Below are 24,035 nucleotides of genomic sequence, written 5' to 3' on the forward strand. Positions count from 1 at the left end.
AAGAGCAAGAGCAAGAGCAAGAGCAAGAGCGGGGTAGATGCCGTGATCTATTTAGCTGCACCACCGTTATCGCGAACAGGCTCGCCCCCACATGGATTTGTGGGTGTTTACAGTATTTGCGAACGACATAAAAACCTGTGGGAGCGAGCCTGCTCGCGATGACGCCGGCACATCCAACATCACTGCAAACTGCCCCTCCGCTTTCGCGAGCAAGCCCGCTCCCACAGGAGAAACGCGTTCGCTCCAGAACAGGCCGGCTATAAGGCCGCCTCGTGCGGCTTTTGATCTTGGGCGCCCCTTTAACCACGAAGGCCGAACGCAGGCGTTGCGCAGTGGGCATCCCGGCATGGATGCCGGGATAGCCGCGCTGGGCCATGGATGGCCCTTCGCGGCGGGCCCACGGAGCAATGCCGGAGTGAGGGTATGCCGAGCCTTAGCGAGGCACCTAGTGGTGGGGCAAGAGCGTTTTGCTTACTTTTGCGCTTCTCAAAAGTGAGCCGCTGTAAGAGCGGAACCGTCAGTGGCCGTTACCACAGCAACGGATATACACACCAAATCCCGCCCATAAAAGAAGATGATCCCCATAAAAAAACGGCGCCTTCCCACCCTGGAAGAAGCGCCGTTTTCTAAGCGACCAACATTACCAACAAGCCGCGGCAGGCTGCGTCTCACAAAGCCCGTAACCAAACTACCCTTTAATCGATGTATTCAAACAACTTAACGATTTTCTGCACCCCGGAAACCCCTTGCACCAGGTTGGTCGCCTGCGCAGCCTCCTGCTTGGTCAACAGCCCCAGCAGATAAACGATGCCATTCTCGGTCACAACCTTGATGCGCGAGCCGGGAATGCTGGCGTCGGTCAGCATCTGGGTCTTGATCTTGGTGGTCAGCCAGGCATCGTTCTGACGCGCCAGCAGCGAGGAAGGTGGCAGGACCTGCAGTTCGTTATGCACGGTCTTGACCCGCTGCACGGCGCTTGCAGCCTGCTCGGCCTTGGCCTTGAGGTCCGCGCGTGGGGTTTGGCCGGCCAGCAGCACGACACCGTTGAAGCTGGTGACGACGATATGCGAATTGTTGTCCAGGTCCGGGTCGGCCTTGGCGATGTTCACGCCGGCCTTGGTTTCGATCAACGAGTCGTCGATCTTGCTGCCGAAGGTGCGGGTGCCGCGGTCGTCTTCAATCGGCTTTTCCCGGCTGGCGTTAACCACCGATGTGCAGCCGCTGATGCCGAGGCACAGGGTCAGGGCCAGAAGGCCTAGGCGATTAGGGGTCATTCTTCACTCCCGAACAGTTGGCTGTCGATCAAGTCGCAAAGACAATGAATCGCCAGCAGATGGACTTCCTGAATGCGTGCAGTGACATTGGCCGGTACGCGAATCTCGACGTCCTCAGGCAACAGCAGTGACGCCATGCCGCCGCCATCGCGACCGGTCAATGCTACGACAATCATTTCGCGATCATGTGCGGCTTGGATCGCCTGAATAATATTGGCCGAGTTGCCGCTGGTGGAAATCGCCAGCAACACATCGCCGGGCTGGCCCAGGGCGCGGATCTGTTTGGAGAACACTTCGTTGTAGCTGTAGTCATTGGCGATCGAGGTGATCGTCGAGCTGTCGGTGGTCAATGCAATGGCCGGCAGGCTGGGGCGCTCGCGCTCGAAGCGGTTGAGCAGCTCCGATGAAAAATGCTGGGCATCGCCGGCAGAGCCGCCATTGCCGCACGAAAGCATTTTGCCTTCGTTGAGCAGGGCGTTGACCATCACTTGGCTGGCTTGCTCGATGTGCGGTGCAAGTACGTCCATCGCCTGTTGCTTGGTGTCGATACTGGCCTGAAAAAGCTGGCGAATTCGCGATTGCATGTCCATCTGTGTGACCTTAAGTAGCGCGGCTTATCGGCACAAGCATGTGCGGCGCGCAAAGCAAAGAGCAAAAATTGGGTGAGGGTGTCCGGCTCGGCTCGTCATGGGTGTTGACGTTCAACTGTCGAAGGCATTCTGCAACCAGTTCAACTGATCGGCGTTGCTGTCGATGGCAACCACGTCGAAGCGGCAGGGATGATCGGCCCAGCGAGACTCGATTTGCAGGAAGTACTGCGCGGCGAAAACCAGCTTCTGGCGCTTGCGTGCATCGATGCTGTCGAGCGCGCCACCCCATTGAGTATTTTTTCTGTAGCGGACTTCGACGAATACTACTGTATCGCCATCAAGCATGACCAGATCAAGCTCGCCACGTTTACACAGCCAGTTTTGCGCCAGCAGCCGCAGGCCTTGTTGCTGAAGATGCGCGAGAGCCTGGCTCTCGGCATCCCGTCCGCTCTGCTGGCGTGATCGGTCAGGCATCAGCGCTGAGTGTCCGGCAGGCGCTGCACCTGACCGTTGACGAATTCGGCCCACGGCAGTTGACGTTGCACGCGCTGGGACGGCGACACTGCCAGGCTGCCCGAAAGACCTTCGATGCGGGTGTCTGGCAATGTTTTCAGCTGACCCAGGCGCGGAGCCAGACGATAGGCATCTGCCCCCATCGCGTACAGCCGACCCAGGCTACCACCGGCCTGGGGCCACTGGGCGGTGACCTGCTTGCGCAGCGGGTCGTTGGCATCGAGCAGCCACGGGGTTTCGCAGAAGCGCACGCCGCTCATGTCGTTGTACTGATTCTGGTCGCCACTGGCGCTGAACACATGCGAGGTGGCGTACACAGGCACGTCGCCGGCGTACTGGAAGTTCAGGGTCGGCTTGATCTGCTGGGCCTGTTGTGGCGTCGAGGCCAGGAACAGGAACTCGATGTCCTGACGGCGGGACGGCTGGGCCGCAACGGCGGTGTCGACTGTGCTTTGCAGGCGCTTGGCGCGACCTTCGCTCTGGCGCAGATGGAACATGTCGGCGATCTGCTGGGCCAGTTGTACGGGCTGATCGATGCGTTCGACAGCGATGATGGTGCCGCCATTGGCCTGCCAGTCCTCGCTGAAGGCTTTTAGGACGCGATCGCCCCATTCACCCTTTGGCACCATGACGGCGGCACGATGCAGACCGTCTGTACGGGCGCGACGCGACACTTCACGGGCTTCGTCTTCTGCGGCCAGGCCAAACTGGAACAGCTGTGCCGGGCCTTGCTCACCTTCGCTGTAATTGAGCGCGAGGGTCGTGATCGGCAGTTGCGGGCGGGTGCTGAGTTGCTTGACCAAGGGTTTTTCCAGCGGGCCGACCACCAGTTGCACACCGTCGGCCTGTGCCTTGCGATAGAAATCATCCAGGGAGGTCAGGCGCGAGCTGTCATAAAACTGAATGCTTGGCGGGTTCTGCCCGGCCTGTTGGGCCTGATAGTGGGCAGCCATGAAACCTTCGCGCAGAGCTCTGGCGACCGAGGACAGCGGGCCATCCTGAGGCAGCAGCAAGGCGATCTTGCTCAGGGGCTGGCTCGCCAGTTCCTTGAGCTTGACCAGCGGCGTCGGCAGCTGGAGGGCGGCCGGGTGCTTGGGGTTCTGCTCGCGCCAGCTGTCGATAGCCGCCTGTTGCTGTTCCAGCGTACCGGCGGTTTTCACAACCAGAGCCAAACTCAGCCAGCCCCCAAGGTCGTCGGTGCTGGTCGGTTGCAGTTGATCGGTGGGCAGCGAGGCGATCAACGACCAGATCGCCTCGTGGTTTTTCGCCGCCGCTTCGTTTTCAAGCAGGGGCGCAATGAAGATCCGTTCCTTGGCGGCTGCCAGGGTCTGGCCGTCGGCCTCGAGGGCGCGGGCGTGGACGGTGCCGGTGCGGACCTGCTGCTCCACCGGTAGCTCGCTCAGGTGCTGCAGGCTCGGGTGGCTCAGGGCGCTCAGCGCTGCTTTGGGCTGGTTGCGCGTCATTGCCAGTTCGGCCGCCAGGGTGCTGGCGAAAATCTGCTGGCCGGGCTTGAGTTGCTCCATCGGCACCTGTTGCAGGATCTGCGCGGACTGACCGGCATTGCCCTGGCGGTAGGCCAGGTCTGCTGCGCTCAGGCGCAACAGGGCGGCTTTTTCCGGGGTTTTGCTTTGGGTGGCCTGTTCGAGCAGCTGCTCGATACTGGCATCCGGGGTCCGTGGAAGTTCGCCAAGGCTGGAGGAGGGCGAGCTGGCGCAGGCCGCCAGAAGGGCAGCGAGGCAGAGGGCGGAGAGCAGCCGCAGGCAAGCGATCATGTAAATGTTCCTGATACGAGATCAAATTAGCGTCGAATTGTACCCAAGCACTGGCCGGGGCGCGATGTTAGTGGCGTGAATCGATCAATTTAGGTATTTCAAAGAGTGCGGAGCAACACAAAAGACGGGTATTGACCTTCTGTGGCGAGGGAGCTTGCTCCCGCTGGGCTGCGGTGTAGGAGCTGGCGCAGCCTGCGATCTTTTGATCTTTCGCTGGGGATTCAAGTGTCTGGGGAAAGATCGCAGCCTCGCTTCGCTCGTCAGCTCCTACCTGCGCAGCCGAGACGGCCGGCACACGCTACAATGGCGCTTTTTACCGATCATGAGGTGTGCGCTTTGACTGCTCCAGGTGCTTTGAATTCCGCTGCCGGCTCGCTTTATGTGGTGGCGACGCCCATCGGCAACCTGGACGATATCAGTGCCCGGGCGCTGAAAATCCTGCAGGAGGTCGCGCTCATTGCGGCCGAAGATACGCGCCACTCTCAACGCTTGTTGCAACATTTCGGCATTTCAACGCCGTTGGCGGCCTGTCATGAGCACAACGAGCGGGAAGAAGGCAGTCGTTTTATCACTCGCCTGTTGGCGGGCGATAACGTTGCGCTGATTTCCGACGCGGGTACACCGCTGATTTCCGACCCTGGTTATCACTTGGTACGCCAGGCTCGGGCGGCCGGCATCAATGTAGTGCCGGTGCCAGGGGCATGCGCCTTGATCGCTGCCCTTTCGGCGGCGGGCCTGCCGTCGGACCGTTTCATTTTCGAAGGTTTTTTGCCCGCTAAGGCGGTGGGACGACGGGCGCGCCTGGAGTCTATAAAGGAGGAGCCGCGTACGTTGATCTTTTATGAGGCGCCGCACCGCATCCTTGAATGCCTGCAAGACATGGAACTGGTGTTTGGTCCGGAGCGTCCGGCGCTGCTCGCCAGGGAGCTGACCAAAACCTTCGAAACTCTCAAGGGGTTGCCGTTGGCGCAGTTGCGCGCCTTCGTCGAAAGCGATAGCAACCAGCAGCGCGGTGAATGCGTTGTGCTGGTGGCGGGCTGGACGGCGCCGGACAGTGAAGAGACCGTCAGCAGTGAAGCGATGCGCATCCTGGACCTGCTGCTCGAGGAGATGCCCCTCAAGCGCGCCGCCGCCCTCGCGGCGCAGATTACCGGCGAGCGTAAGAACGTGCTGTATCAGGTCGCGCTGGAAAAACAGAAGGACCAGTGAAACCGGGGGGCGGGGCTGGCCAAGGGCTTTTAGCGCTTGTTCTTCGGGCGCTCTGCCGTTAACCTTCGCGGCGGAGAGTCGATCGGACAGTCGCTGCCCTCTATGAAAATTAGGGGGGGGAGGAAAGTCCGGGCTCCATAGGGCGAAGTGCCAGGTAATGCCTGGGAGGCGTGAGCCTACGGAAAGTGCCACAGAAAATAACCGCCTAAGCGCTTCGGTGCCGGTAAGGGTGAAAAGGTGCGGTAAGAGCGCACCGCACGGCTGGCAACAGTTCGTGGCTAGGTAAACCCCACTTGGAGCAAGACCAAATAGGGTCCCAAGGCGTGGCCCGCGCTGGGACCGGGTAGGTTGCTAAAGATGTCCAGTGATGGCCATCGTAGACGAATGACTGTTCAAGACAGAACCCGGCTTACAGATCGACTCTCCACCTTTTCCCCTCCTGCCAGAATCGCTGGCAGACGCAATTGCTAAGACCAAAAAAATCTTACTCTTAACAAATCACTTTAACTTTAGAGCGCAGCTTCCTGTGTTCGCTGAAGTTGTGGCGAAAAATCCTACGTCAGATTCCCATCGTCCCTCCAGATACGCTCCTAAATCTCCGATCTATAAGGCTTTTCCTTCAATCCGCGCCTTGACGGTGCGGTAGGCGCATTCCTATAGTGTGCGCAAGTGGCGGAAAGTGGCATGAAGTGGGTTTTTTGAGCGTAAAACGCAAAATTTTTGGAGAAACGCTGACGTGTTTCGCGGAGCTAACGCTATCAGTCTCGATGCAAAGGGCCGTCTCGCCATGCCGAGCCGGTACCGTGACGAGCTCGTTTCGCGTAGTTCCGGGCAGTTAATCGTCACGATCGACGCCGTTGACCCATGTTTGTGTGTTTACCCTCTTGATGAGTGGGAGATCATCGAAACCAAACTGCGCGCACTGCCTTCGCTGCGTGAAGAGAACCGCCGCCTGCAACGCTTGCTGATCGGTAACGCCGTCGATCTTGAACTCGACGGCAGCGGTCGTTTCCTGGTTCCGCCGCGCCTGCGCGAGTACGCCAAGCTGGACAAGCGCGCGATGCTGGTGGGCCAACTGAACAAGTTCCAGCTGTGGGACGAAGATGCCTGGAATGCGGTCTCTGCCGCTGACCTGGCTGCTATTCAACAACCGGGCGCCATGCCTGATGAACTGCGTGATTTGATCCTGTGACTATTGATAGCGGCTTTAACCACATCACCGTACTGCTTGACGAAGCCGTCGAGGCTCTCGCCGTACGTCCTGATGGCTGCTATCTGGATGGCACGTTCGGGCGTGGCGGGCATAGCCGGCTGATTCTCAGCAAGCTCGGCCCGGACGGCCGGCTGCTGGGGTTCGACAAGGATCCTCAAGCGATTGCCACCGGGCAAGCGCTAGCGGCCGAAGACGGCCGCTTTGTCGTTGTGCAGCGCAGCTTTGCGGAGCTGGGCTCAGAAGTGGCCCAGCGTGGCCTGGCCGGCAAGGTCAGTGGCGTCCTGCTCGACCTGGGGGTGTCTTCGCCGCAGTTGGACGACCCGGAGCGTGGCTTCAGTTTCCTCAATGATGGCCCGCTGGACATGCGCATGGATCCGTCCCGCGGCATCAGCGCCGCCGAATTCGTCAATACTGCCCCGGTGGAAGAAATCGCCCGTGTTTTCAAGGAATACGGCGAAGAGCGTTTTTCCGGCCGCATGGCCCGCGCCGTGGTCGAGCGTCGCGACACCAAACCATTCGAACGTACCGGCGACCTGGCCGAAGTGCTGAAAGTCGCCAACCCGGCATGGGAAAAGGGCAAGAACCCGGCTACCCGTGCTTTCCAGGGTTTGCGCATCCACGTCAATAATGAATTGGGCGATCTGGAGGCCGGCCTTGAGGCGGCACTTGAAGCACTCGAGGTCGGCGGGCGACTGGTGGTGATCAGCTTCCATTCCCTGGAAGACCGTATCGTCAAACTGTTCATGCGCAAGCTCACCAAGGGTGAGGCCGATAACCTGCCGCGCAACCTGCCGGTGCGCTTCGAAGCCTTCGTGCCGAAAATCAAGATCCACGGCAAGGCCCAGTTCGCCTCCGAGGCCGAACTCAAGGCAAACCCGCGTGCTCGTAGCGCCGTCATGCGTGTTGCGGAGAAGTTGCGGTGAGCAAGCTCTTCGCCAAGCCCCTGCCCGGCGGCAGCTTTTTCATGCTGCTGCTGTTTATCGGCGTGCTCGTGTCGGCCATCGCCGTGTCCTACAGCGCGCACTGGAACCGGCAGTTGCTCAACACCCTTTACAGCGAACTGAGCGTGCGCGACAAGGCCCAGGCCGAGTGGGGCCGGTTGATCCTGGAACAGAGCACCTGGACCGCCCATAGCCGTATCGAAGTGCTGGCGACCGAGCAGTTGAAGATGCGCATTCCTGGCGCTGCCGAAGTACAGATGGTGGCGCCATGATGAAGCTCGAAGGGGCACTCTTTCCGTGGCGCTTTCGTCTGGTTCTGGGCCTGCTCGGGATCATGGTGGCGGCGATCGTCTGGCGCATCATCGATCTGCAAGTGGTCGACCGTGACTTCCTCAAAGAGCAGGGCGATGCCCGTAGCCTGCGGCACATCCCGATCCCGGCTCACCGCGGCCTGATTACCGACCGCAATGGCGAGCCGTTGGCCGTGAGCACCCCGGTGACCACCTTGTGGGCAAACGCCAAGGAAATGCAGCAGGCCAAGGAAAAGTGGCCGGCTCTGGCCGCTGCCCTTGGACAGGACCCCAAGGCCTTGGCCGAGCGGCTCGAAGCCCAGGCCAATAAAGAATTCATTTATCTGGTGCGCGGGTTGACGCCCGAGCAGGGTCAAAGCGTCCTCGACCTGAAAGTGCCGGGCGTCTATGGCATCGAAGAGTTCCGGCGTTTCTATCCGGCCGGTGAGGTGACTGCCCATATGGTCGGTTTCACCGACATTGATGACCGGGGGCGAGAAGGGGTCGAACTGGCCTATGACGAGTGGCTTGCCGGAGTGCCCGGCAAGCGTCAGGTCATCAAGGATCGGCGTGGCAGGCTGATCAAGGATGTCCAGGTCACCAAAAACGCCAAGGCCGGTAAGCCCTTGGCGTTGTCCATTGACCTGCGTCTGCAATACCTGGCCAACCGGGAGCTGCGCAATGCGATCGTGGAGAACGGCGCCAAAGCCGGCAGCCTGGTGATCATGGACGTCAAGACTGGCGAGATCCTGGCGATGGTCAACCAGCCGACCTACAACCCGAACAACCGTCGCAATCTGCAGCCGGCGATGATGCGCAACCGCGCAATGATCGACGTGTTCGAGCCGGGTTCGACCATGAAAGCTATCTCCATGGCCGCCGCGCTGGAAACCGGACGCTGGAAGCCGGGCGATACCGTTGAGGTGTACCCGGGCAGTTTGCAGATCGGCAAGTACACCATTCGTGACGTGTCCAAGACCGAAGGACCAGTGCTTGACCTCACGGGCATTCTGATCAACTCCAGTAACGTGGGCATGAGCAAGATTGCCTTCGATATCGGCGGTGAGGCGATCTATCGTCTGGCCCAGAAAATCGGCCTCGGCCAGGATACCGGCCTGGGCTTTCCGGGCGAGCGGGTCGGCAATCTGCCGAACTACCGCGAGTGGCGCAAGGCCGAGACGGCAACCTTGTCGTACGGCTACGGTGTTTCCGTGACGGCGATCCAGCTGGTTCATGCCTTTTCGGCACTGGCCAACAACGGCCGAATAGCACCGCTGACCCTGATCAAAACCGACAAGGCCCCGCAGACCACCCAGGTGATTCCTGAAGACGTCGCCAAGACCATGCAGGGCATGCTGCAACAAGTGATCGAGGCCCCGCGTGGCGTCTATCGCGCCCAGGTGCCTGCGTATCATGTCGCCGGCAAGTCGGGTACGGCCCGCAAAACCTCCGCAGGCGTCAAGGGTTACGCGGAGAACTCCTATCGTTCGCTGTTCGCCGGTTTCGGACCGATGAGTGACCCGCGCTACGCCGTCGTGGTGGTCATCGACGAACCGAGCAAGGCCGGCTACTTCGGGGGGCTGGTTTCGGCACCGGTGTTCAGCAAAGTGATGTCCGGCACCCTGCGCTTGATGAATATCACCCCGGATAACCTGCCGCCGACCCAGCAGGCCAATACCGCACCGGTCGTACCCTTGAAAGCCGAAGGAGGGCGTGGCTGATGTCCCTGAGCCTGAACAAGATTTTTGCCCATGCCGGCCACGATCTGCTGATTCGCGAATTGGCCCTGGACAGCCGCCACGTGCGCGCCGGGGATCTGTTTCTGGCCGTACCGGGTGCCCGGTTCGACGGACGCGCCCACATCGCCGACGCCTTGAAGCGCGGTGCGGCTGCCGTGGCTTATGAAGTCGACGGCGCGACCGTTCTGCCCATTACCGACGTGCCATTGATTCCGGTCAAGGGTCTGGCGGCCCAACTGTCGACCATCGCCGGACGTTTTTATGGCGATCCAAGCCGTCACCTGAACCTGATTGGTGTGACGGGCACCAACGGCAAGACCAGCGTCACCCAACTGGTGGCCCAGGCCCTGGATCTGCTGGGTCAGCATTGCGGCATCGTCGGCACCTTGGGTAACGGTTTCCATGGTGCACTGGAGAGTGGCCTGCACACCACGCCGAACCCGATTGCCGTGCAGGCAACCCTGGCCGACCTGAAAAAGGCCGGAGCCAAGGCCGTGGCGATGGAAGTCTCTTCCCATGGCCTGGATCAGGGCCGCGTGACGGCCCTGGCGTTTGACGTCGCCGTATTGACCAACCTGTCGCGCGATCACCTGGATTACCACGGCACCATGCAGGCGTACGGCGAAGCAAAAGCCAGGCTGTTTGCCTGGAATGACTTGAAGTGCCGGGTCCTCAACCTTGACGACGCGTTTGGCCGGCAATTGGCCGCCGATAAGCACGAGTCCCGGCTGATCACCTATAGCCTGGAAGATGCCAGCGCCTACCTTTATATACGCCAGGCGCAATTCAATGACGAAGGCGTGCGCGCCACCCTGGTTACGCCTCAAGGCGAGCACCACCTGCGCAGTACCTTGCTCGGTCGTTTCAACCTGAGCAATGTGTTGGCGGCCATTGGCGCCTTGCTTGGCCTGGACTACGCACTGGATGAAATCCTCAAGGTCCTGCCCAAACTCGAAGGACCTGCCGGGCGTATGCAACGGCTGGGCGGCGGAACGCAACCGTTGGTGGTGGTCGATTACGCCCATACCCCGGATGCGCTGGAAAAAGTCCTGATGGCCCTGCGGCCTCACGCCAAGGGCAAGTTGCTGTGCCTGTTCGGCTGCGGTGGCGATCGTGATCGCGGCAAGCGTCCGCTGATGGCCGAAGTGGTCGAGCGCTTGGCCGATGGTGTCGTGGTCACCGACGACAATCCGCGCACCGAAGACCCATTGCAGATTTTCGACGACATCCGCGCCGGCTTCTCGAACGTGGACAACGTCACCTTCGTGGCCGGTCGCGGCCAGGCGATTGCCCAGTTGATCGCCGGTGCGTCGGCGGACGACGTCATCGTCCTGGCCGGTAAAGGCCATGAGGACTACCAGGAAATCAATGGCGAACGCCATGCTTTCTCCGATCTGGTGGAAGCCGATCACGCCCTGACTGCGTGGGAGGTGGCCCATGCTTAAGGCGCTGAAACTCAGCGAGCTGACCAACACCCTGAATGCACGCCTCATCGCCGCGGACGCCAGCTTCGACGGCGTGAGCATCGACAGCCGGGCCATTGCTCCGGGGCAGCTGTTCGTCGCCCTGGCCGGACCGCGTTTCGACGGCCACGATTACTTGAACGAAGTCGCCGCCAAAGGGGCGGTAGCGGCACTGGTCGAGCGGGAAGTGACCAACAGTACGCTGGCGCAGTTGCTGGTCGCTGACACCCGTCAGGCCTTAGGCCAGTTGGGCGCGCTGAACCGCACGGCGTTTGATAAGCCGGTTGCAGCCATCACCGGCTCCAGCGGCAAGACCACCGTCAAGGAAATGCTGGCAAGCATCCTGCGCACGCGCGGCCCGGTGCTGGCGACCCGTGGCAACCTGAACAATGACCTCGGCGTGCCGCTGACCTTGCTGGAGCTGGCACCGGAACACAGTGCCGCCGTTATCGAGTTGGGTGCTTCGCGGCTCGGTGAAATTGCCTATACCGTAGCCATGACCAAGCCCCACGTCGCTGTGCTCAACAACGCCGGGACCGCCCACGTCGGCGAGTTCGGTGGCCCGGACAAAATCGTTGAGGCCAAGGGCGAGATTCTCGAAGGGCTGGATGCCGATGGCGTCGCCGTGCTGAATCTCGACGACAAGGCCTTCGAAACCTGGAAGACACGGGCGGCTGGGCGCAAGGTGCTGACGTTCGCTTTGAGCAATCTGGCGGCGAATTTCTACGCCAGCGATCTGGACCGCGATGCTCGCGGCTGCCCGGCCTTCAATCTGCACAGCCCCGACGGTGCAGAGCGGGTCCAGTTGAACCTGCTTGGCACCCATAACGTCGCCAACGCCCTGGCCGCTGCGGCCGCGGCCCATGCTTTGGGCGTGTCGTTGCCGGGCATCGTGGCCGGCTTGAACGCGGTGCAACCGGTCAAGGGGCGTTCCGTTGCGCAATTGGCCAGCAACGGCATGCGCGTGATCGACGACACCTATAACGCCAACCCGACGTCCATGTGCGCCGCGGTGGATATCCTCGCCGGTTTCCCTGGCCGTACCGTGCTGGTGCTGGGGGATATCGGCGAGTTGGGCGAATGGGCGCAACAGGGGCATCACGATGTCGGCGCCTATGCGCGTGGCAAGGTCGATGCGCTGTATGCCGTCGGCCCGATGATGGCCCATGCGGTGGCCGCGTTTGGCGAACACGCACAGCATTTCACCACTCAGGCCGAGTTGATTCAGGCCCTGAGCGCCGAGCAGGACCCGAACACCACCTTATTGATCAAGGGCTCACGCAGTGCCGCGATGGAAAACATCGTCGCGGCGCTGTGCGGTTCCCGTATGGAGAAACATTAATGCTGCTGCTGCTAGCGGAGTACCTGCAACAGTTCCACAAAGGCTTCGCGGTCTTCCAGTACCTGACCCTGCGCGGGATCCTGGGTGTGCTGACCGCGTTGTCGTTGTCGCTGTTCCTGGGCCCGTGGATGATCCGCACCTTGCAGAACCTGCAAATCGGCCAGTCGGTCCGCAACGACGGCCCGCAGTCGCACCTGTCCAAATCCGGTACCCCGACCATGGGCGGCGCGCTGATCCTGTCGTCCATTGGCATCAGTACCGTGCTTTGGGCCGACCTGGCGAACCGGTATGTGTGGGTGGTGTTGCTGGTGACCCTGTTGTTCGGCGCCATCGGCTGGGTCGACGACTACCGCAAGGTCATCGAGAAGAATTCCCGGGGGCTGCCGAGCCGCTGGAAATACTTCTGGCAGTCGGTATTCGGCCTCGGCGCGGCGATCTTCCTTTATATGACCGCGGCCTCGCCGGTGGAAACCACCCTGATCCTGCCAATGCTCAAGGACTACAGCATCCCGCTGGGCGCAGGCTTCATCGTATTGACCTACCTGGTCATCGTCGGGTCGAGCAACGCGGTCAACCTGACGGATGGCCTCGATGGCCTGGCGATCATGCCGACCGTGATGGTGGGCGGCGCGCTGGGGATCTTCTGCTACCTGTCGGGTAACGTGAAGTTCGCCGAATACCTGCTGATCCCATATGTGCCGGGGGCAGGCGAGCTGATTGTGTTCTGCGGTGCGCTGATCGGTGCCGGCCTGGGTTTCCTGTGGTTCAACACCTACCCGGCGCAGGTCTTCATGGGCGATGTCGGCGCGCTGGCGCTGGGCGCGGCCCTGGGCACCATCGCCGTCATCGTTCGCCAGGAAATCGTCCTGTTCATCATGGGCGGTGTGTTCGTGATGGAGACCCTGTCAGTCGTCATTCAGGTTGCTTCCTTTAAATTGACCGGCCGCCGGGTATTTCGCATGGCGCCGATCCACCACCACTTTGAACTCAAGGGCTGGCCCGAGCCGCGTGTGATTGTCCGTTTCTGGATCATCACCGTGATTCTGGTCCTGGTCGGCCTTGCCACCCTGAAGCTGAGGTAGAACGAGTGTCCCTGATCGCTTCTGACCACTTCCGCATCGTTGTCGGCCTCGGCAAGAGCGGCATGTCCCTGGTTCGCTTCCTGGCGAACCGGGGCGTGTCGTTTGCCGTGGCCGATACGCGGGAAAATCCACCTGAGCTGGCCACGTTGCGTCGTGACTACCCACAGGTGGACGTGCGTTGTGGCGAGCTGGATGTCGAGTTCCTGTGCCGCGCCGACGAGCTCTACGTGAGCCCCGGCCTTGCTTTGGCAACCCCGGCCTTGCAGGCCGCCGCCGCCCGTGGCGTGAAGTTGTCCGGTGACATCGAGCTGTTCGCCCGTCACGCCAAGGCGCCGATCATCGCCATCAGCGGCTCAAACGCAAAAAGCACCGTCACCACCCTGGTGGGTGAAATGGCTGCGGCGGCCGGTAAGCGGGTTGCCGTGGGTGGCAACCTGGGAACCCCGGCGCTGGATCTGCTCAGTGATGACGTCGAGCTGTATGTGATGGAACTGTCGAGTTTCCAGCTCGAGACCACCGACCACTTGGGCGCTGAAGTGGCAACCGTGCTCAACATCAGCGAAGACCACATGGACCGCTACAGCGGCCTGCCGGCCTATCACCTGGCCAAGCACCGGATCTTCCGCGGTGCCCGGCAAGTGGTGTTCAACCGCCAGGACGCGCTCACTCGGCCTTTGCTGGGCGAGGGAATGCCGTGCTGGTCCTTTGGCTTGGGTGTTCCGGATTTCAAAGGCTTTGGCTTGCGCGAGGAAAATGGCGAGAAATACCTGGCGTTCGAGTTCCAGAATCTGATGCCGGTGCGTGAGCTGAAGATTCGCGGTGCCCACAACCAGGCCAATGCCCTGGCGGCGCTGGCCCTGGGACATGCGGTCGGTTTGCCGTTCGACGCCATGCTGTCGGCCCTGCGCACGTTTGCCGGGCTCGAACACCGCTGCCAGTGGGTGCGCGAGCTTGACGGGGTGGCCTGGTACAACGATTCCAAGGCCACCAACGTGGGTGCTGCGCTGGCTGCCATCGAAGGTCTGGGCGCGGACATCGAAGGCAAGCTTGTGCTGATCGCCGGCGGCGACGGCAAGGGGGCCGACTTCAAGGACCTGCGCGATCCGGTGGCGGCCAACTGCCGTGCCGTGGTGCTGTTGGGTCGTGACCGCGAATTGATCGCCCAGGCCCTCGGCGACGGCGTGCCGCTGGTTCGCGTCGCTTCGCTGGACGAAGCGGTGCAGCAATGCCGCGCCCTCGCACAGCCCGGCGATGCCGTGCTGTTGTCGCCGGCCTGCGCCAGTTTCGACATGTTCAAGAACTACGAAGAGCGCGGGCAGTTGTTCGCCCGGGCCGTGGAGGGCTTGGCATGAACCTGATGAACATCATCAAGCCATACCCGTCCCCGCTGATCACCGGGCGCGGCATCGACCTGGATTTCCCGATGCTCGTCGGTTGTCTGGCGCTGCTGGGCCTGGGCCTGGTGATGATCACTTCCGCGTCGTCGGAAGTGGCTGCCGTGCAATCGGGCAACACCCTTTATCACATGATTCGTCACCTGATTTACCTGGTGATCGGTTTGGTCGCGTGCATTGTCACCATGATGGTGCCGATCGCCACCTGGCAACGCCTGGGCTGGATGATGTTGCTCGGTGCCTTTGGCCTGTTGGTGATGGTGCTGTTGCCGGGCATCGGTCGCGAGGTCAACGGTTCGATGCGCTGGATCGGCTTCAGCTTCTTCAACGTACAGCCTTCGGAAATCGCCAAGGTCTTCGTGGTGATCTACCTCGCCGGGTATCTGGTGCGTCGCCAGAAAGAAGTGCGCGAGAGCTGGATGGGCTTTTTCAAGCCGTTCATTGTGTTGCTGCCGATGGCCGGCCTGCTGCTGATGGAGCCGGATTTCGGCGCCACGGTGGTGATGATGGGTGCCGCGGCGGCGATGTTGTTCCTCGGCGGTGTCGGGCTGTTTCGCTTCACCTTGATGGTGGCGCTGGCGGTCGGCGCGGTGACGGTGCTGGTACAGGCGCAACCCTACCGGATGGCGCGCTTGATCACTTTTACCGACCCGTGGGCCGACCAGTTCGGTTCCGGCTATCAATTGACTCAGGCCCTGATCGCCTTCGGTCGCGGCGAATGGCTGGGTGTAGGCCTGGGCAACAGCGTGCAGAAGCAGTTCTATCTGCCCGAAGCCCACACCGACTTCGTGTTTTCGGTATTGGCCGAGGAGCTGGGCGTGGTCGGTTCGCTGCTCACCGTCGGATTGTTCGTCTTCGTCTGCGTGCGCGGCATGTACATCGGTTTGTGGGCCGAGCGGGCCAAGCAGTATTTCGCCGCCTACGTGGCGTATGGCTTGTCGTTCCTGTGGATCGGCCAGTTCCTGATCAACATCGGCGTGAACGTCGGCCTGTTGCCAACCAAAGGCCTGACGCTGCCGTTCCTCAGTTACGGCGGCAGTTCCCTGGTGATTTGCTGTGCCTGTCTGGGCTTGTTGCTGCGCATCGAATGGGAGAGTCGAACCCACCTGGGCAGCGAAGAGATGGAATTCCAGGAGAGCGACTTCGCCGAGGAGCCGACTCATGGGCGCTAATGTGCTGATCATGGCCGGCGGAACCGGTGGGCATGTATTCCCGGCGCTGGCCTGTGCCCGGGAGTTCCAGGCGCGCGGTTACACCGTGCACTGGCTGGGTACGCCACGGGGCATCGAGAACGAGCTGGTGCCTGCCGCCGGCCTGGAGCTGCACCGGATCAACGCCAGCGGGCTGCGGGGCAAAGGCAAGTTGTCGCTGCTCAAGGCGCCGCTGATGTTGCTCAAGTCGATCTGGCAGGCCCGGGCGATCATTCGTCGGTTGCGGCCGGTATGCGTGGTGGGCTTTGGTGGTTATGTGACCGGTCCTGGCGGTGTCGCGGCAAAACTGGCCGGTGTGCCTGTCATCGTTCACGAGCAGAACGCCGTGGCCGGTACCGCCAATCGGTTACTGGTGCCGTTGGCCGCTCGAGTCTGTGAAGCCTTTCCCGACACCTTTACCCTGTCGGGCAGCCGGCGTACCACCGGTAACCCGGTGCGGACCGAGCTGTTCCTCGATACACCGCGCCCGGCCCTGGCCGGACGCAAGGCGCGTTTGCTGATCCTGGGTGGAAGCCTGGGGGCGGAGCCGTTGAACAAATTGCTGCCCGAAGCCTTGTCGCAGGTCGCTCCCGAACTGCGGCCCGAGGTGTTTCACCAGGCCGGCAAAAACCACGATGAAGTGACCGCCGAGCGCTACCGCGCCGCCGGCGTCGAGGCGCAAGTGCAGCCTTTCATCAAAGACATGGCCCAAGCCTATGGCTGGGCCGACCTGGTGGTCTGCCGCGCAGGCGCGTTGACCATCAGCGAACTGGCTGCCGCCGGTCTGCCCTCGATGCTGGTGCCTTTGCCCCACGCCATCGACGACCACCAGACCCGCAACGCCGATTATTTGGCCCGTGAAGGCGCAGCCTTCCTGATGCCGCAAAGAACGACTGGTGCCGCGGATCTTGCCGCGCGCCTGACAGAGGTTTTGATGCAACCGCAAACAATCGAAGACATGGCCCGCGCCGCCCGTCGCCTGGCCAAACCCGACGCCACGGCCCAAGTGGTCGATACCTGCCTGGAGGTGGCCCATGGTTGAGAATCGCAAAGCCATGCCGCAACCGGAAATGCGCCGTATCCGCCGTATCCATTTCGTCGGTATCGGCGGCGTGGGCATGTGCGGGATTGCCGAAGTGTTGCTGAACCTGGGCTATGAGGTTTCCGGTTCCGATCTGAAAGCCTCGCCGGTCACCGAGCGCCTGGAATCCTTTGGCGCGCAGATTTTCATCGGCCACCGTTCCGAGAACGCCGCCAACGCGGATGTGCTGGTTGTCTCCAGCGCCGTGAACACCTCCAACCCGGAAGTCGCCACCGCCCTGGAGCGGCGCATTCCCGTGGTGCCGCGTGCCGAGATGCTGGCCGAACTGATGCGTTATCGCCACGGCATCGCCGTTGCCGGTACCCATGGCAAGACCACCACCACCAGCCTGATCGCCTCGGTGTTCGCTGCCGGTGGCCTGGACCCGACCTTCGTGATCGGCGGTCGTCTGAATGCCGCGGGCACCAATGCCCAGCTGGGCACCAGCCGTTACCTGATCGCCGAAGCCGACGAGAGCGATGCGAGCTTCTTGCACCTGCAGCCGCTGGTGGCCGTGGTCACCAACATCGACGCCGACCACATGGCGACCTACGACGGTGACTTCAACAAACTGAAGAAAACCTTCGTCGAGTTCCTCCACAACCTGCCGTTCTACGGTTTGGCAGTGGTGTGCCTGGACGACCCGGTGGTGCGCGAGATCCTGCCGCTGATCAAGCGTCCGACCGTGACCTACGGTTTCGGCGAAGACGTCGACGTGCGCGCCATCAACGTGCGCCAGCAGGGTATGCAGACGTTCTTCACCGTGCTGCGTCCTGATCGCGAACCGCTGGATGTGTCGGTGAACATGCCCGGCAACCACAACGTGCTCAATGCGCTGGCCACCATTTGCATTGCCACCGATGAAGGCGTCAGTGACGAAGCCATTGTCCAGGGCCTGTCCGGCTTCCAGGGCGTGGGACGACGTTTCCAGGTCTACGGCGAACTGCCGGTGGACGGCGGTAACGTGATGCTGGTGGACGATTACGGCCACCACCCGACCGAAGTCGCGGCGGTGATCAAGGCCGTGCGCGGTGGCTGGCCGGAGAGGCGCCTGGTGATGGTTTACCAGCCGCACCGCTACAGCCGTACCCGCGACCTGTACGACGATTTCGTCCAGGTGCTGGCCGACGCCAATGTGTTGCTGTTGATGGAAGTCTATCCGGCCGGCGAGGAGCCGATCCCGGGGGCCGACAGCCGTCAGCTGTGCCACAGCATCCGCCAACGCGGTCAGTTGGACCCGATCTACATCGAGCGCGGCGTGGACCTCGCACCGCTGGTCAAACCGCTGCTGCGCGCTGGCGACATCCTGCTGTGCCAAGGCGCCGGTGACATCGGTGGCCTGGCCCCGAAACTGTTGAAAAGTCCGTTATTCGCCGGAGCAATCGTGGCCTCCAGCGAGGGGAAACTGAAATGACTGCTGCTTACGCCAACCTGGTTTCGACTCTGGACCCGAAAGCCTTCGGCCGCGTCGCCGTGCTGTTCGGCGGCAAGAGCGCCGAACGCGAAGTGTCCCTCAAGTCTGGCAACGCCGTGCTGCAAGCCCTGCAAAGCGCCGGTGTCGATGCATTCGGCATCGACGTGGGCGACGACTTTTTGCAGCGCCTGCTGAACGAAAAAATTGACCGTGCGTTCATCATTCTCCATGGACGTGGCGGCGAAGACGGCAGCATGCAAGGTCTGCTCGAGTGCCTGGGCATCCCCTATACCGGCAGCGGCATCCTGGCGTCTGCCTTGGCGATGGACAAACTGCGCACCAAGCAGGTCTGGCACAGCCTCGGCATTCCCACACCCCGCCACGCCGTGCTGGCGTCCGAGGCCGATTGTATTTCGGCGGCCACGGAACTGGGCTTCCCTTTGATCGTCAAACCGGCCCATGAAGGTTCAAGTATCGGCATGGCGAAAGTGACTTCGCTGCCTGAGTTGACCGCGGCATGGAAAGACGCCAGTTCCTACGATTCGCAAGTGTTGGTCGAGCAGTGGATCACCGGTCCCGAGTTCACCATCGCCACCCTGCGTGACCAGGTGTTGCCCCCGATTGCCCTGGGCACGCCGCACACGTTCTACGACTACGACGCCAAGTACGTGGCCAATGACACCCAGTACCGCATTCCATGCGGGCTGGACAGCGCCAAGGAAAAACAACTGATGGACCTCACGGCCAAGGCTTGTGAGGCGCTGGGTATTGCCGGTTGGGGACGGGCGGACGTGATGCAGGACGCCGACGGGCAGTTCTGGTTCCTGGAAGTCAACACCGCCCCAGGCATGACCGATCACAGCCTGGTACCGATGGCGGCCCGTGCCGCCGGCCTGGATTTCCAGCAACTGGTGCTGTCGATCCTGGCCGCCAGTGTCGGCTCTCAAGAGCCAAGAGGTTAAGCATGCAAGGCGCATCGCTTCGTCATCAGCCATCCGCACCCGGTCGCAAGCCGGTGCCGCGGGGTGCCAGCCGAATGGTGGCCAAAGAGCCGATGTCGGCGCGCCTGCCGAAAGCCAACTTCGGCTTTCTCAAGAGTCTGTTCTGGCCGGTGTTGTTGGTGGCGTTGGGGTTCGGTACGTACGAAGGGGCTCAGCGGCTGCTGCCTTATGCGGACCGGCCGATCGCCCGGATCAATGTGCAGGGCGACCTGAGCTACATCAGTCAGCAAGCCGTGCAGCAGCGGATCGCCCCATTCGTGGCGTCGAGCTTCTTCACCATCGACCTGGCGGGCATGCGCAAGGAACTGGAGCAGATGCCCTGGATCGCCCATGCCGAAGTACGGCGGGTATGGCCTGACCAGGTTTCTATTCGCCTGGAAGAACAACTGCCCGTGGCCCGCTGGGGTGACGAGTCGCTGTTGAACAACCAGGGCCAGGCGTTCACGCCGCGGGAACTGGCCAACTACGAACATTTGCCACAACTGTTCGGTCCTCAGCGGGCCCAGCAGAAAGTCATGCAGCAGTACCAGGTGTTGAGTCAGATGTTGCGGCCGCTGGGCTTCTCCATCGCGCGCCTGGAGTTGCGTGAGCGCGGCAGCTGGTTCCTGACCACTGGCGCGGGCAGCTCGGGGCCGGGCATCGAGCTGCTGCTCGGGCGCGGCAACCAGGTGGAAAAGATGCGCCGCTTCATTGCCATCTATGACAAGACGCTCAAAGACCAGATTACGAACATCGCGCGCATCGATCTGCGCTACGCCAACGGCCTGGCTGTTGGCTGGCGGGAACCTGTAGCGCCCACGACGGCTGAACCCGCCGTCGCGAAGAATTAAGAAGAGGCAGGACCCATGGCAAACGTGCAAAGCGGAAAAATGATCGTCGGTCTGGATATCGGCACTTCCAAGGTGGTTGCGCTGGTAGGCGAGGTCGCGGACGACGGCACGCTGGTCATCGTCGGGATCGGTACCCACCCGTCCCGAGGCCTGAAAAAAGGCGTGGTGGTGAACATCGAGTCCACCGTGCAATCGATCCAGCGCGCCATCGAAGAAGCGCAGCTGATGGCCGGTTGCCGGATCCACTCGGCGTTCGTCGGCGTGGCGGGCAATCATATTCGCAGCCTGAACTCCCACGGCATCGTGGCGATTCGTGACCGTGAAGTCAGCTCCGCTGACCTTGAGCGTGTGCTCGACGCGGCGCAGGCCGTGGCGATCCCGGCCGACCAGCGTGTGCTGCACACCCTGCCGCAGGACTACGTAATCGATAACCAGGAAGGCGTGCGCGAGCCCCTGGGCATGTCCGGCGTGCGTCTGGAAGCCAAGGTCCACGTGGTGACCTGCGCCGTGAACGCGGCGCAGAACATCGAGAAATGCGTGCGCCGTTGCGGCCTGGAAATCGACGACATCATCCTCGAGCAACTGGCCTCGGCCTACTCGGTGCTGACCGACGACGAGAAGGAACTGGGCGTATGCCTGGTGGACATCGGCGGCGGCACCACTGATATCGCAATCTTCACCGAAGGCGCGATCCGCCACACGGCAGTGATCCCGATTGCCGGTGATCAGGTCACCAACGACATCGCCATGGCCTTGCGCACGCCGACCCAGTACGCCGAAGAAATCAAGATCCGCTACGCCTGCGCCCTGGCGAAACTGGCCGGTGCCGGTGAAACCATCAAAGTGCCAAGCGTTGGCGAACGTCCTCCGCGCGAGTTGTCCCGCCAGGCTTTGGCCGAAGTGGTCGAGCCGCGTTACGACGAGCTGTTCACGCTGATCCAGGCGGAGCTGCGTCGCAGTGGCTACGAAGACCTGATCCCGGCCGGCATCGTGCTGACCGGTGGTACGTCGAAGATGGAAGGCGCGGTCGAACTGGCCGAAGAGATTTTCCACATGCCGGTGCGCCTGGGCGTGCCCCATGGCGTCAAGGGCCTGGATGACGTGGTCCGCAACCCGATTTACTCCACTGGCGTGGGCCTGTTGATGTACGGCCTGCAGAAGCAGTCCGACGGGGTTTCGTTCTCGGGTATCGGCAGCCGCGACAGCTACAACAGCGACGAGCCGAAGGCGCCGCTTTTCGAGCGGCTGCAGGCTTGGGTGAAGGGCAATTTTTAGCAACAGGTTTAAAGCTTCAAGCGACGAGCCTCTGGCTTGGCACTGGAAGATGCAACAAACGCAGTAGGCGAAAAAACTAGAGAATGAAAGGAGAGGGAAAATGTTCGAACTCGTAGACAACATCCCCGCTAGCCCGGTTATCAAGGTAATCGGTGTCGGCGGTGGCGGCGGCAACGCTGTCAACCACATGGTCAAGAGCAACATCGAAGGCGTCGAATTCATTTGCGCCAACACTGATGCTCAAGCGCTGAAAAACATCGGTGCGCGAACCATCCTTCAACTGGGTACCGGCGTGACCAAGGGTCTGGGTGCCGGCGCGAATCCCGAGGTTGGCCGTCAGGCTGCCCTGGAAGACCGCGAGCGCATCGCTGAAGTCCTGGCTGGCACCAACATGGTGTTCATCACCACTGGCATGGGCGGCGGTACCGGTACCGGTGCGGCGCCGATCATCGCCGAAGTCGCGAAGGAAATGGGCATCCTCACCGTTGCGGTGGTGACCCGTCCATTCCCGTTCGAAGGCCGCAAGCGCATGCAGATTGCCGATGAGGGCATCCGCGCGCTGAGCGAAAGCGTCGACTCGTTGATCACCATTCCCAACGAGAAACTGCTGACCATCCTGGGTAAGGACGCAAGCCTGCTGTCGGCTTTCGCCAAGGCCGATGACGTACTGGCCGGTGCCGTTCGCGGTATCTCCGACATCATCAAGCGTCCGGGCATGATCAACGTCGACTTCGCCGACGTACGCACCGTGATGTCCGAGATGGGCATGGCGATGATGGGCACTGGCTGCGCCAGCGGTCCGAACCGTGCGCGCGAAGCCACCGAAGCGGCCATCCGCAACCCGTTGCTCGAAGACGTCAACCTGCAGGGCGCCCGTGGCATCCTGGTGAACATCACCGCCGGTCCGGACCTGTCCCTGGGCGAGTACTCCGACGTGGGTAGCATCATCGAAGCGTTCGCTTCCGACCACGCCATGGTCAAGGTCGGCACCGTGATCGATCCGGACATGCGTGACGAGTTGCACGTGACCGTGGTTGCCACCGGCCTGGGCGCGAAAATCGAGAAGCCGATGAAGGTGATCGACAACACCGTTCAGACCTCCCTGGCATCGCAGCCGCAGCAACAAGCGGCCGCTCGTCAGGAACAACCCGCGGTGAACTACCGTGACCTGGACCGTCCGACCGTCATGCGCAACCAGGCTCAGGCCGGCGCTGCGACTGCCGCGAAGATGAATCCGCAAGACGATCTGGATTACCTGGACATCCCGGCATTCCTGCGTCGTCAGGCCGATTGATGAAATGTATCAGGGGGATACGGGTGATTGGTGTTCAGCAAAGGTCTGGTCTGCTATTATCGCCAGCCTTTGTTGATACCAGTTCGCAATTTGCGCTGAAGCGGCCCATGCCATGATTAAACAACGCACCCTGAAGAATATTATCCGTGCCACAGGTGTCGGCTTGCACTCCGGCGAGAAGGTCTACCTGACCCTCAAGCCCGCGCCTGTCGATACTGGCATCGTGTTTTGTCGTGCCGACCTCGACCCTGTGGTGCAGATCCCTGCTCGCGCGGAAAACGTTGGTGAAACCACTATGTCGACCACACTGGTCAACGGTGACACCAAAGTGGATACGGTGGAGCATTTGCTCTCGGCCATGGCTGGCCTGGGCATCGATAACGCCTACGTCGAGCTCTCCGCGTCCGAAGTCCCGATCATGGATGGCAGTGCCGGACCCTTCGTATTCCTGATTCAATCGGCTGGCCTGGAAGAGCAGGACGCAGCCAAGAAGTTCATCCGTATCCTGCGGGAAGTGACAGTGGAAGACGGCGACAAGCGCGCCACTTTCGTCCCTTTCGAAGGTTTCAAGGTGAGCTTCGAGATCGATTTCGATCACCCGGTTTTCCGTGACCGCACCCAGAGTGCAAGCGTGGATTTTTCCAGCACTTCGTTCGTAAAAGAAGTCAGCCGCGCCCGTACCTTTGGTTTCATGAGTGACATCGAGTACCTGCGCAAGCACAACCTCGCACTCGGCGGCAGTGTTGAAAACGCGATCGTGGTCGATTCCGATGGTGTGTTGAACGAAGACGGCCTTCGTTATGAAGACGAATTCGTCAAACACAAGATTCTCGATGCAATCGGCGACCTCTACCTGCTGGGCAATAGCCTGATTGGTGAGTTCAAGGGCTTCAAGTCCGGCCACGCGCTGAACAACCAGCTGCTGCGCAAGTTGATTGAGCAGAAAGATGCTTGGGAAGTCGTGACGTTCGAAGACGCCAGCACCGCACCAATCTCTTACATGCGCCCTGTAGCGGCCGTGTAAGCCAAAAACCTCTCTAGTTTTTAAAGGCTGCCTTCGGGTGGCCTTTTTTTATGGCTGTTTCCTGAGGGCAGGTGAGCACCTGTGGCGAGGGAGCTTGCTCCCGC

At 61.5% G+C, this 24,035-nt stretch carries 21 protein-coding genes and 1 other RNA gene; 18 read left to right on the forward strand and 4 right to left on the reverse strand.

Annotated elements, in window-relative coordinates; all coding sequences use genetic code 11:
• Positions 1-695 precede the first annotated feature (695 nt).
• The 4 genes from HU811_RS11735 to HU811_RS11750 all read right to left on the reverse strand — a co-directional run bounded on the left by HU811_RS11735 (position 696) and on the right by HU811_RS11750 (position 4,149).
• Positions 696-1,274: a BON domain-containing protein gene (locus HU811_RS11735; RefSeq protein ID WP_047228807.1), complete on the reverse strand. Its 579-nt coding sequence runs from the start codon at positions 1,272-1,274 to the stop codon at positions 696-698.
• Positions 1,271-1,864, reverse strand: coding sequence for a phosphoheptose isomerase (locus HU811_RS11740; protein WP_007928463.1), 594 nt, complete (start codon positions 1,862-1,864; stop codon positions 1,271-1,273). Before HU811_RS11740 ends, HU811_RS11735 begins: the two co-directional genes overlap by 4 nt.
• Before the next feature lie 111 nt (positions 1,865-1,975).
• Entirely contained in the window at positions 1,976-2,338 is a 363-nt protein-coding gene (locus HU811_RS11745; RefSeq protein WP_092393809.1) for a YraN family protein, read from the reverse strand.
• Entirely contained in the window at positions 2,338-4,149 is a 1,812-nt protein-coding gene (locus HU811_RS11750; protein WP_186656010.1) for a penicillin-binding protein activator, read from the reverse strand. Before HU811_RS11750 ends, HU811_RS11745 begins: the two co-directional genes overlap by 1 nt.
• A gap of 303 nt (positions 4,150-4,452) precedes the next feature.
• Between HU811_RS11750 and rsmI the strand changes: the two genes are divergently transcribed.
• From rsmI to lpxC, 18 genes are all read left to right on the forward strand, one after another.
• Entirely contained in the window at positions 4,453-5,358 is a 906-nt protein-coding gene (gene rsmI, locus HU811_RS11755) for a 16S rRNA (cytidine(1402)-2'-O)-methyltransferase (RefSeq protein WP_186656012.1), read from the forward strand.
• Between the two features lie 74 nt (positions 5,359-5,432).
• Positions 5,433-5,786: RNase P RNA component class A (rnpB, locus tag HU811_RS11760), an RNA gene on the forward strand.
• 308 nt (positions 5,787-6,094) lie between these two features.
• Complete coding sequence (gene mraZ, locus HU811_RS11765) at positions 6,095-6,550, forward strand: division/cell wall cluster transcriptional repressor MraZ (RefSeq protein ID WP_003205355.1); 456 nt, start codon at positions 6,095-6,097, stop codon at positions 6,548-6,550.
• The gene (gene rsmH / locus HU811_RS11770) at positions 6,547-7,494 is read left to right on the forward strand and encodes a 16S rRNA (cytosine(1402)-N(4))-methyltransferase RsmH (protein WP_437179488.1); all 948 of its coding nucleotides are present in this window, start codon (positions 6,547-6,549) and stop codon (positions 7,492-7,494) included. Before mraZ ends, rsmH begins: the two co-directional genes overlap by 4 nt.
• Entirely contained in the window at positions 7,491-7,784 is a 294-nt protein-coding gene (gene ftsL / locus HU811_RS11775; RefSeq protein ID WP_047228812.1) for a cell division protein FtsL, read from the forward strand. The genes rsmH and ftsL overlap by 4 nt, the downstream gene beginning before the upstream one ends.
• Positions 7,784-9,523 carry a peptidoglycan D,D-transpeptidase FtsI family protein gene (locus HU811_RS11780; protein ID WP_177193299.1) on the forward strand — a complete coding sequence of 580 codons (1,740 nt, stop codon included), beginning with the start codon at positions 7,784-7,786 and terminating at the stop codon, positions 9,521-9,523. The genes ftsL and HU811_RS11780 overlap by 1 nt, the downstream gene beginning before the upstream one ends.
• Positions 9,523-10,986 (forward strand): UDP-N-acetylmuramoyl-L-alanyl-D-glutamate--2,6-diaminopimelate ligase, encoded by a 1,464-nt coding sequence (locus tag HU811_RS11785; RefSeq protein ID WP_092393797.1) that lies wholly within the window; start codon positions 9,523-9,525, stop codon positions 10,984-10,986. Before HU811_RS11780 ends, HU811_RS11785 begins: the two co-directional genes overlap by 1 nt.
• On the forward strand, positions 10,979-12,346 hold the full coding sequence (locus HU811_RS11790) for a UDP-N-acetylmuramoyl-tripeptide--D-alanyl-D-alanine ligase (protein ID WP_186656014.1): 1,368 nt from the start codon (positions 10,979-10,981) through the stop codon (positions 12,344-12,346). The genes HU811_RS11785 and HU811_RS11790 overlap by 8 nt, the downstream gene beginning before the upstream one ends.
• The gene (gene mraY / locus HU811_RS11795) at positions 12,346-13,428 is read left to right on the forward strand and encodes a phospho-N-acetylmuramoyl-pentapeptide-transferase (protein ID WP_047228816.1); all 1,083 of its coding nucleotides are present in this window, start codon (positions 12,346-12,348) and stop codon (positions 13,426-13,428) included. Before HU811_RS11790 ends, mraY begins: the two co-directional genes overlap by 1 nt.
• A gap of 5 nt (positions 13,429-13,433) precedes the next feature.
• On the forward strand, positions 13,434-14,780 hold the full coding sequence (murD, locus tag HU811_RS11800; RefSeq protein WP_186656016.1) for a UDP-N-acetylmuramoyl-L-alanine--D-glutamate ligase: 1,347 nt from the start codon (positions 13,434-13,436) through the stop codon (positions 14,778-14,780).
• Positions 14,777-15,994: a putative lipid II flippase FtsW gene (gene ftsW, locus HU811_RS11805; protein ID WP_047228818.1), complete on the forward strand. Its 1,218-nt coding sequence runs from the start codon at positions 14,777-14,779 to the stop codon at positions 15,992-15,994. The genes murD and ftsW overlap by 4 nt, the downstream gene beginning before the upstream one ends.
• Complete coding sequence (gene murG, locus HU811_RS11810) at positions 15,984-17,054, forward strand: undecaprenyldiphospho-muramoylpentapeptide beta-N-acetylglucosaminyltransferase (protein WP_092393787.1); 1,071 nt, start codon at positions 15,984-15,986, stop codon at positions 17,052-17,054. Before ftsW ends, murG begins: the two co-directional genes overlap by 11 nt.
• A complete protein-coding gene (murC, locus tag HU811_RS11815; protein ID WP_092393785.1) occupies positions 17,047-18,507 on the forward strand; it encodes a UDP-N-acetylmuramate--L-alanine ligase in 1,461 nt (486 codons plus the stop codon). The genes murG and murC overlap by 8 nt, the downstream gene beginning before the upstream one ends.
• On the forward strand, positions 18,504-19,469 hold the full coding sequence (locus HU811_RS11820) for a D-alanine--D-alanine ligase (RefSeq protein ID WP_076383613.1): 966 nt from the start codon (positions 18,504-18,506) through the stop codon (positions 19,467-19,469). The genes murC and HU811_RS11820 overlap by 4 nt, the downstream gene beginning before the upstream one ends.
• A 2-nt stretch (positions 19,470-19,471) precedes the next feature.
• Complete coding sequence (locus HU811_RS11825) at positions 19,472-20,338, forward strand: cell division protein FtsQ/DivIB (RefSeq protein WP_047228822.1); 867 nt, start codon at positions 19,472-19,474, stop codon at positions 20,336-20,338.
• Between the two features lie 15 nt (positions 20,339-20,353).
• Complete coding sequence (ftsA, locus tag HU811_RS11830; protein ID WP_076383614.1) at positions 20,354-21,613, forward strand: cell division protein FtsA; 1,260 nt, start codon at positions 20,354-20,356, stop codon at positions 21,611-21,613.
• A 100-nt stretch (positions 21,614-21,713) separates the two neighbouring features.
• Positions 21,714-22,907: a cell division protein FtsZ gene (gene ftsZ, locus HU811_RS11835; protein WP_047228824.1), complete on the forward strand. Its 1,194-nt coding sequence runs from the start codon at positions 21,714-21,716 to the stop codon at positions 22,905-22,907.
• A 112-nt stretch (positions 22,908-23,019) separates the two neighbouring features.
• Positions 23,020-23,931, forward strand: a complete 912-nt coding sequence (gene lpxC / locus HU811_RS11840) for a UDP-3-O-acyl-N-acetylglucosamine deacetylase (RefSeq protein ID WP_030139673.1) — start codon at positions 23,020-23,022, stop codon at positions 23,929-23,931.
• Positions 23,932-24,035: the final 104 nt, after the last annotated feature.

The sequence above is a fragment of the Pseudomonas tehranensis genome (assembly GCF_014268615.1).
GTDB classification, from domain to species: domain Bacteria; phylum Pseudomonadota; class Gammaproteobacteria; order Pseudomonadales; family Pseudomonadaceae; genus Aquipseudomonas; species Aquipseudomonas tehranensis.